Below are 8,356 nucleotides of genomic sequence, written 5' to 3' on the forward strand. Positions count from 1 at the left end.
AGTCTCTTTCGCGCGACGCGCAGCAGCACGTCAGGCACGCAGCACTTTTGCAGCGCGGCGATAATCGGTCGGCGCCATGCCGACATTTCCGGCGAAGAAGCGCGTGAAGCCGCTCTGGGAGGTGAATCCGAGATCGAAGCCGATGTCGGCGATCGGCGACTCCGTCGCCACCACCGCATCGAGCGCCCGCTCCATCAGCAGCGTATTCAAATAGAGGTTGGGCGTTACTCCGGTCTGGCTACGGAACAGCCGATAGAAATGAGGCCGCGACAGTCCGGATTCGCGGGCGATGTGATCGAGCTCGATCTCGGCGCACGGACTGTCCGACATCAGCTTGATGCACTTGCGAACTCGAAAATCCGTCACTTCCGCGCACGGCCGCTCGGGCATCTGATCCGAGACGCGCCAGCTCTCCTCGTAGCAACTGTCGATCAGCTGCCGCAACTCGCCGTCGAGGCAACCGAGCGATGGCGCGCCACATACCAACGCTGCGGCGCGGCGAATGCAGCGGTCGAGGGCGGCGGTTCGCCGAAAGCAGGTACGACCAAACCGCAGGCCCTGCTCGCGCGCGGCCGACGGCGTGAACCACTCCGCATTGACGTAGAGCACGAAAAAGATGGCGCCGTTGCCGACATCGTTCGGCAGGAAGTTGTGCGGCTCCCACGGATTGACCGCGACGATCCAGTCCTCGCCGATCTGATAATGCTGGTCGCAGACGTCGATATCGGCCGGCGTCCCGCCAACATGAAAGATCAGATGTCCCTCGCGGTGGGCATGCACATTGAATGGCCGATTGAGCTGATAAACCGTCGCGCGGCCGAAGCGAGCATGAAAGACGGCGAGCGCCCTACTCATCACTTCCTCACCGAAATGGTTCTTATTGTTCGTCAGCGTCGATCATTGTTTTGCAGAAAGCAAGAGACGCGACGACGCGGCCCGAGCCCGCTCGAGCCGCGTCGCTCTCTGCAGAAGGTCAGTACTTCTTACATTCGGGCACGGTGCGGCTCGGCAGGCCGATCTTGGCGAAGGTGGCGGCGTCGTATCCCAGCGTCTGGTTGACGTCGGGAATCACCTTCACGACCTTGCTGAACAGCGCGCCCTTGCCATCGTCGACGACCTCGGTGACGAAGTTGGTGCCGATCGCCTGGCGGTTGGCGTCGAGCTTGATCTTGCCGTTGGGAGCATCGATCTCGATCTTCGCCAGCGCCGCCTTTAGCTTGGCCTGGTTGTTCGACAGATCGCCATTGACCTCGCGCAGCGCCAGGATCAACGCCATGGTCGAGCCATAGTAGTTGGTGGCAAGCAGCGACGGGCTCGGGAAGCGCTTCTCCGGCGGGAACGAGTCCTGATAGGCCTTCACGAACTTCTGCCAGCGCGGATCCTCCCAGGTATCGGCCTGCCCCGATGCCGCAATCGTACCGATCAGGGCGTTCTTGGCATTGCCCTTTGACGACAGGATGGTCTGGTCGATCATGATCGAGCCGCCCATCAAGTGCGCCTTGCCGCCGGCCTGTTGATACTGGTTGAGGAAGTTGACGGCATCGGCGCCGCCGAGACCGAGATAGATCGCATCGACATCATCGGGCAGCGCCGCGATCACCGACGCGAAATCCTTGGTGCCGAGCGGCACCCATTGCCGGCTGGAGATCTTGCCGCCCAGGCCGCAGAACTCCAGCGCCAGGCCGAACACCTGGGTATAGATGAAGGAATAGTCCTCGCCGACAGTCGCGATCTTGCGATAGCCCTTGGTCTCATAGGCATATTTGCCGAGGCCGACCTGCCATTGGGCGCCATCCATGTTGAAGCGAAAGAAGTTCGGCGCGGGATCGACATAGGTCGTCTCCTGCGCACCGGACGCCGCGTTGACGAATGTCAGTTCCGGGTGCGTCTTGGCGAAGTTCTTGACGGCGATGCCCTCGTCGCCCGACAGCGGCGACAGCAGGATCTGCACCTTGTCCTGCTCGATCAGCTTGCGCACGGCACGGACGGCCGAGTCCGGCGTGGCATCGGTCGACGCGACGACGAACTCCAGCTCTTTGTCGCCGACCTTCTTGCCGAGCACGTTCAGCGCGGTGACATGGCCGCGCATTCCGTCCTCGCCGAGCACGGTATAGGTGCCCTCCAGCGTCGCCGTGACGCCGACCTTGATCTTTTCCTGCGCGAATGCCGTGCCGGACAGCAAAAGCGCCGTGAACACGGCGATACCTACACTTCGCATGTGCATCGAACTCCTCCCTTGTCGCCCATTGCAGGGGCACACGAGCGTGTGCCGGCCGCTGTTTGTTGGCCATGTTGGCAGCGGACCTTCCCGACGCCTCGCGTGATCTCTGACGAGCGACGGTGAGCTCCCATCGACCGCGGAGGCTAGCGGATGAGCCGAGGCCGGGCGCAACCCGCCAGGCCTCGGCCTTGACGACGAGTCTCATTTTCCATGATGCGACGCGATAAGCCTGTGATGCACTCCGCGTGCATCGCGGTCCCGTCAGGGCTTCGTCGGCGTGGCAGCGGCCTGGCCGCGCTGGCAGAGCACGGGCAACTCAACTGCCTCGGCCCGGCTCCCTTGGGATCGTCTTGGAGTTCAACCGACGCGATCGTACCGCCACCCGAGACCGCCGGATGCGCCGCTTCCGAAATTCCAGTCCGCACATGGCAATATCGATGCTTTCGTTCGAATGCCGTAGACGGCGTCCGTGGAACGCGAGCCATTTCTCGACCTGGCGCACGACCACGCGGCCGAGTCCCAGTCGCCGCACCAACTCGTCGCGCGTATGCAGCGAGGCGATGTCGACGATGTAATCGAGCCGTTCCGACATGGTCCGGCCGACGAGCCGCGCGTATTCACTCGACACTAGCAAGGTTACGACCCGCTCAGGCAGATGCGGCTCACCCATTTCCAATCCTGCACTCCACCGTGCCCGCCGGCCGACACGAGATGTCGGTCATCCAGCAGTTGCAGGCACGGCGCCCCCCGATGACAATTCGACCGTGACACGCCAGGGACGGCCAGGTCGTCGCAACGATGCCCCTTCGGCATCATTCCACGACGTCGCGCGCGGCGCGCGCGTCGTGGCTCCGCATTCGGCTTTCCATCACGAGTACACGCGCTCGGCCCGGTCCTGCGAGGGCGCGGCGTCCTGTTCTCTCGCCGTTGTCGACACGAGCGACTTCGTGATCTCCTGAGCCCGCATCGGCAGCACCGAGAGCAGCGTATCGCTGAGGCCGTGCGAGGTTTCGGCGCAGCCCTGCACATAGACGTGTGGACGAAACGCGGGACTTGTCTGCAGACGATAGTCGCGATCAAGCGACGCCGACTCGATGTAGCGGCTGATCGGATCGAGACACCCCGGGATCGGAGATCGCTCGTAGCCGGTGGCGAGCACGACGGCGTCGTATGCCGCTCGGCGGCGGACCTCCTCGTCCTTGTTATTGAACTCGAGCACCACCCCCTCGGGGGAGGCGTGAGCTGCGACGATCTCGCTGCGCGGATGAAGCGCCAGCTTCCGAGCTCCGGCAACGCGCTGCTGATACGTCATCCGGTAGAGCTGATCGAGCAGGTCGGGGTCGACCACCGCATAATTGGTATTGCGGAAGCTGCGGACGATTGTCTCGCGCTGCCCGTCGGACCGCGAATGGAAATAATCGGTGTAGTCCGGGTTGAAGATCTCGTTCACGAACGGGCTGCTGTCGGCCGGCTTGAGCGCATGCCCGCGGAAGACCAGATCGATCTCGGCGCCCGGAATCCTCTCGCTGAGATCGAGGGTGACCTCAGCCGCACTTTGCCCGCCGCCGATGACCGCCACCCGCGGCGAGCGACCGTCCGATCCTGCCGCAAGCGACGAGCCGAGATAGCCGCTGGTGTGCACGACCCGCGGATCCATCGCGACCGCTCGAAATACGGACGGGATGTGCGGCACGCCGCCGACGGCGGCCACGAGGTGTCGCGTGACGCGTGACCGTTCTTTCCCGTCAACCATGCGCGTGAGCACGCGAAGCGCGGTGACGGACTGACCGGCGTGCACGGGCTCGACAGCCTCGACTGTCTCCCCATATGCGACCATGGCGCTGAACTGGCCGGCGACCCATCGGAGGTAGTCGTTGAACTCGATCCGGCTCGGATAGAACGTCTTGCAGTTGGTGAAGTCGAGCAGCCGGCCAGATTTGTGAAGATAGTTGACGAAGGTGAACGGACTGGTCGGATCGCGAAGCGATACCAGATCCTTGAGGAAGGAGATCTGCATGTTGCTGCCGGGCAGTAGCATTCCGCCATGCCACTTGAAGTCCTGCTGCCTTTCCACGAACAGGGACCGGCATTTCAAGCTTTGCTGCCTGGCGCAATCGTCGAGCGCAATCGCCAGTGCGAGGTTCGATGGCCCGAAGCCAACGCCGACGACATCATATTCAGGGGCAGGATGATACGACATGAGTGATGCTCCGTCCGCGCTAGGCTTCTATGGGTGCTTCCTTGGGCGCCGGCTGCCACAGCCGGTCGCCGAAGAAGCGCTCGCGCAGCAACATGACCAGGGTTGCCCGCTTGTGTGGGAAGTCGAAGTTCTTGAGCCTGGCAAAGCCCGCCAGATCCAGGTTACGCAGCTGCTGGGAATGCGTCGCCGCCGGCTCGCCGACGATGCGCTCGGTGCGGCAATCGTCGAGGAACATGTAGTGCATGAGCGAGGGAAGCCAGGCCGTGATGAAGCGGCGGCCCCGGAAGCCGTGCTCGCCGACGATCACGTGCCAACCGCGATCATAGTCCGCCGCCTCGTAGAACGGCGCGATGCGATTTTCCTTTGCCCAATAGAGCTCGAAATAGCCGAAAGGCTGATCACCGAAGGAGCCGATCAGCGGCACCATGTGCGGGTCCGACATGATCCGCGACAGATACTGCCGGTGCTTGTCGATGTCCCCCGCCTCGTTCCAGAACGTGTCCACCCGCGGGTCGTTGAGCCAGCGGTGCACCAGCGGGAGATCGTGAGCGATGTCGACGACGCGAAAACTAATGACGTCGGACAGCCAGGGAATGAAACGGGCGTAGACGGTGCCGACCGGCTTGGGCGGTCGCCGTGGATGGCGCCTGCCATCGGTCATCGTGTAGGATAGTGGAAACGGCGGACATGCGGCGTCCGTCAGCCAGTTCTCGCGTCGCTGCATCACCATGTCCGGACGCAGCGTCAACCTGCCGTCGGTGACCACCGCAAGGCCGTCTCTCGCCAAGGCCGATGCTGCTGCCGGGTTGTCGTCGAGCGCAAGGACGAGCCTCTCCAGCGACGGCGTCCAGCCGAAGACCGCTTCGGCCATTGCCGCGACTCCGCGCGACACCCGGCGAAAATCACGGGGTTCGTCGCCCACAGTCAGCCGCATCAGCTCGCCGTCTGACCGGAACGACAACAGCGCCGCGCCATCCGCGATCACCTTTATCCCGTCATCGTCGCGCACGACCGACATTGTCGCGTCAATTGCGACGGGAAATGTCCTGGCGCTGCCTGCAGCGCTCGCGGTCGCGCTCATGCGAAACCCTCCCCCTTCATTGATCTGCACGGGCGTCATCCCTGTCCACTCCCGTTCAGGATGTAGATCGGCCGGCACGACGAAAACAAGAAGGTCCGAGGCACCGCGTTTAGATTAACTACAAAGCTGCGCATCACGGCTTCGTTGCCTCAAATGACTCAATGGACTCCTGCAGAGCCGGCGTGAGCGAGCGTTGCCTTCGTGCCGGCTCGCGGCGCTCGGAGGGGTCGCCCACGTCAATATTCCCGTTGCGCAGGCGCACGATCCGATCGGCGCAGTGGAAGTAGCGATCGTCGTGTGAGATCACGATGATCGTCTTGCCGAGGCGTTTGAGGTCGGCGAGCAGCTCGGTGTAGAAGATTTGACGGAACGCCGGATCCTGATCGGCCGCCCATTCGTCGAACACCAGCACGGGCCGTCCCTCGATCCAGGCATTGATCAAGGCGAGCCGCTTGCGCTGGCCTGTCGACAGGTCGGTGGTGGAGAATGCGCCGCCTTCGATGGAGACTTTGTGCGCAAGCTCGAGGCGGTCGAGATAGCGCTGTGCGATCTCAGATCGCTGATTGCTCTGCTGTGCAAGGGTGTCGAACAGGAAATAGTCCGAGAACACGGTGGTGAAGAGCTGCCGGTAGTCGTCGCGGGTCTCGCTGACGACAGGACTGCCGTCGCGCAGCAGCACGCCCCGGTCGGGCACATAGAGTCCGAGCAGCAGCTTGATCAGCGTCGTCTTACCGCTGCCGTTCTCACCGACGATGAAGACGATCTCGCCGCGGCGTATGCGAAGGTCGATCGGTCCGATGGCAAAGGGCCGTTCGGATGAGGACGCCGGGAATGCGTAGGAGACTCCGCGCAACTCGATCGATTCAATCTGGTCGGCAGTCCGACCGGCCGGATCATCAAGCAGTTCCGCCTCTTCGGTGGTGAAACGGTCCGACAATTCGGCGATCCGACGCATCGCGACCTGGGCGCGGCCGAGCGACGGCAGCATACCGATCAACTGGTCGATCGGTCCGCGCATGAACAGCAGCACCAGAACGAAGCCGCTGGACACCGAGGCCGGGCTGTCGGGCCACAGCAGCGGACGCAGCACGAGCGTGGTCCCGATCACCAGAAACAGGAGAACCGTCCCGAGCGCACGCGCCGTCACGAGCAGATTGATGGCCTTGATCTGGACGTCGCCGATCCGGTCGACGGTCTGCCCGATCAGATCGACATGGACGTGGCGCCGGCGCGGGCGGTGCAGCCGCAACTCCTTGGCGCCGTCGGAGATCGCGCGGTAATGCTTCTGCAGGTCGTCTTCGTATTGGCGCGCGAGATTGAAGCCCGTCATTCCGCGCTTGCGAGCGAGATAGTGGACGAACGATCCGAGCGCGATCAAGGCTGCCGTGACCAGGAACAGCGGCCACGAGAGCACCGCCAGGTAGATCAGGCAGCCGGCGACGATGACGCCGGACACCAGGAGGACCGGAAAGAAGAAGGCGAAATCGCTGATGGCGTCGACATCCCTGGTCAGGACCGGGATGAGGCGGTGGGACCGATAGGATTCGAGCTGGTCGATCGGCGCCATCAGGATCTTGGCGGCCAGCGACTTGCGCAGCGAGGCGACGATCCGCTGTCCGACGACGTTGGCGCTGATGTCCGAGCCGACGGAGCCGACCACGATCAGGACACAGAGACCCGCGAACGAGGCGACCAGCCCACCAATGTCGCCTGGCCCTGCGTAAAGGCCGCGGTTCACCACGGCGAGCAGACCCGCAACGCTGGCGCCGCCGAGGAGACCGAGCAGGATGGCTGCGACGAGCAGCAACCAATAAGGCCGCAGCAGGCTTCCGACGTTGGCAAGTCCTGGATTGGATGACGTCATCATCGGTCGCCAGCTCCCATTCCCATGCCGAAGACGGTAGCGAGCTTGTCGCCGATGTCGGCGCGGGCCCGCAGAGCGTCCGGCACGACGTTGCCCATGCGCAGGAACTCGTGGATCATGCCGGGATAGACCTTCAGATCCACGGCGACCCCCGCCGCGTGCAAGCGTTCAGCATAGGCCCGCCCCTCGTCGGCAAGCGGATCGAACTCGGCGAGCACGATCAGCACAGGCGCGACGCGCGTGAGATCGGATGCCGCCAGCGGCGCAAATCGCCAGTCGTGGCGATCGGCGTCCTGGGGGAGATAGTGGTCGAAGAACCAGTCCACGGTCTCGCGCTCGAGCAGATAGCCCGAGCCGTATTTTTCGTAGGAATCCGAGATCTGCTGCGGGCTGAGGCCGGGATAAGCGAGGACCTGAAGAGCGGGCTGCGGCAAGGCCCGGTCATCGCGCGCGGCGATCGCCAGGGCTGCAGCGAGCGTGCCGCCCGCACTGTCGCCACCGACCGCGACACGCCGCGGGTCCAGACCAAGCGCAGGCCCCTCGCGCCCGATCCAGGCGAGCGCATCCACGCAGTCCTCGAACGCGGTCGGAAACCGATGCTCCGGCGCCAGCCGGTAGCCGATCGACAGCACCGGCGCGCCGCTGTCATCGGCAAGACCCCGGCACAGCGGCTGGTGCGAGTCGAGGCTGCCGACGACGAAGCCGCCGCCATGCATGTAGAGCAGCACGGGCATCGGATCGGCGACGTCCAACGGCCGCGGCGCATAGAGCCGCGCGGCGATCTCCGCCCCGTCGCGCATGGGCAGCACAAGCTGTCTCTCGCATGCGAGCGGCGGCGGATCGATATCCAGCAACGGCGAGGAGGCGTCGAAATCGGCACGCGCCTGCGCCGGCGTGAGTTGCCGAAACGGAATGCGCGCGCCGGATTCCGTTCCGAGCTGAATCATCTCGAGCAGTGCAGCGATATCAGGATGAAGGCTCATGATCACC

7 protein-coding genes are annotated in these 8,356 nt (G+C 63.9%); all 7 read right to left on the reverse strand.

Features of this window, described 5'->3' with window-relative positions:
- Positions 1-30 precede the first annotated feature (30 nt).
- The 7 genes from QX126_RS12470 to QX126_RS12500 all read right to left on the reverse strand — a co-directional run bounded on the left by QX126_RS12470 (position 31) and on the right by QX126_RS12500 (position 8,349).
- Positions 31-855, reverse strand: a complete 825-nt coding sequence (locus QX126_RS12470; RefSeq protein WP_315739524.1) for an AraC family transcriptional regulator — start codon at positions 853-855, stop codon at positions 31-33.
- Between the two features lie 118 nt (positions 856-973).
- Positions 974-2,224 (reverse strand): ABC transporter substrate-binding protein, encoded by a 1,251-nt coding sequence (locus QX126_RS12475; protein WP_315781202.1) that lies wholly within the window; start codon positions 2,222-2,224, stop codon positions 974-976.
- 313 nt (positions 2,225-2,537) lie between these two features.
- Positions 2,538-2,891: a hypothetical protein gene (locus QX126_RS12480; RefSeq protein WP_315781204.1), complete on the reverse strand. Its 354-nt coding sequence runs from the start codon at positions 2,889-2,891 to the stop codon at positions 2,538-2,540.
- Positions 2,892-3,089: 198 nt separating this feature from the next.
- Positions 3,090-4,421: a lysine N(6)-hydroxylase/L-ornithine N(5)-oxygenase family protein gene (locus QX126_RS12485; RefSeq protein ID WP_315781207.1), complete on the reverse strand. Its 1,332-nt coding sequence runs from the start codon at positions 4,419-4,421 to the stop codon at positions 3,090-3,092.
- Positions 4,422-4,440: 19 nt separating this feature from the next.
- Positions 4,441-5,502: a GNAT family N-acetyltransferase gene (locus QX126_RS12490; protein ID WP_315781210.1), complete on the reverse strand. Its 1,062-nt coding sequence runs from the start codon at positions 5,500-5,502 to the stop codon at positions 4,441-4,443.
- Between the two features lie 133 nt (positions 5,503-5,635).
- On the reverse strand, positions 5,636-7,369 hold the full coding sequence (locus QX126_RS12495; protein WP_315781212.1) for a cyclic peptide export ABC transporter: 1,734 nt from the start codon (positions 7,367-7,369) through the stop codon (positions 5,636-5,638).
- Positions 7,366-8,349 (reverse strand): alpha/beta hydrolase, encoded by a 984-nt coding sequence (locus QX126_RS12500; RefSeq protein ID WP_315781214.1) that lies wholly within the window; start codon positions 8,347-8,349, stop codon positions 7,366-7,368. Before QX126_RS12500 ends, QX126_RS12495 begins: the two co-directional genes overlap by 4 nt.
- Between the last annotated feature and the right edge of the window lie 7 nt (positions 8,350-8,356).

Origin of the sequence: Bradyrhizobium sp. SZCCHNPS1003 (assembly GCF_032381555.1) — a bacterium.
Lineage (GTDB): Bacteria > Pseudomonadota > Alphaproteobacteria > Rhizobiales > Xanthobacteraceae > Bradyrhizobium.

Coding starts and splice junctions, on each gene's coding strand:
- QX126_RS12470 (WP_315739524.1), bottom strand. CDS start 855: ATGAGTAGGGCGCTCGCCGTCTTTCATGCTCGCTTCGGCCGCGCGACG.
- QX126_RS12475 (WP_315781202.1), bottom strand. CDS start 2,224: ATGCACATGCGAAGTGTAGGTATCGCCGTGTTCACGGCGCTTTTGCTG.
- QX126_RS12480 (WP_315781204.1), bottom strand. CDS start 2,891: ATGGGTGAGCCGCATCTGCCTGAGCGGGTCGTAACCTTGCTAGTGTCG.
- QX126_RS12485 (WP_315781207.1), bottom strand. CDS start 4,421: ATGTCGTATCATCCTGCCCCTGAATATGATGTCGTCGGCGTTGGCTTC.
- QX126_RS12490 (WP_315781210.1), bottom strand. CDS start 5,502: ATGAGCGCGACCGCGAGCGCTGCAGGCAGCGCCAGGACATTTCCCGTC.
- QX126_RS12495 (WP_315781212.1), bottom strand. CDS start 7,369: ATGATGACGTCATCCAATCCAGGACTTGCCAACGTCGGAAGCCTGCTG.
- QX126_RS12500 (WP_315781214.1), bottom strand. CDS start 8,349: ATGAGCCTTCATCCTGATATCGCTGCACTGCTCGAGATGATTCAGCTC.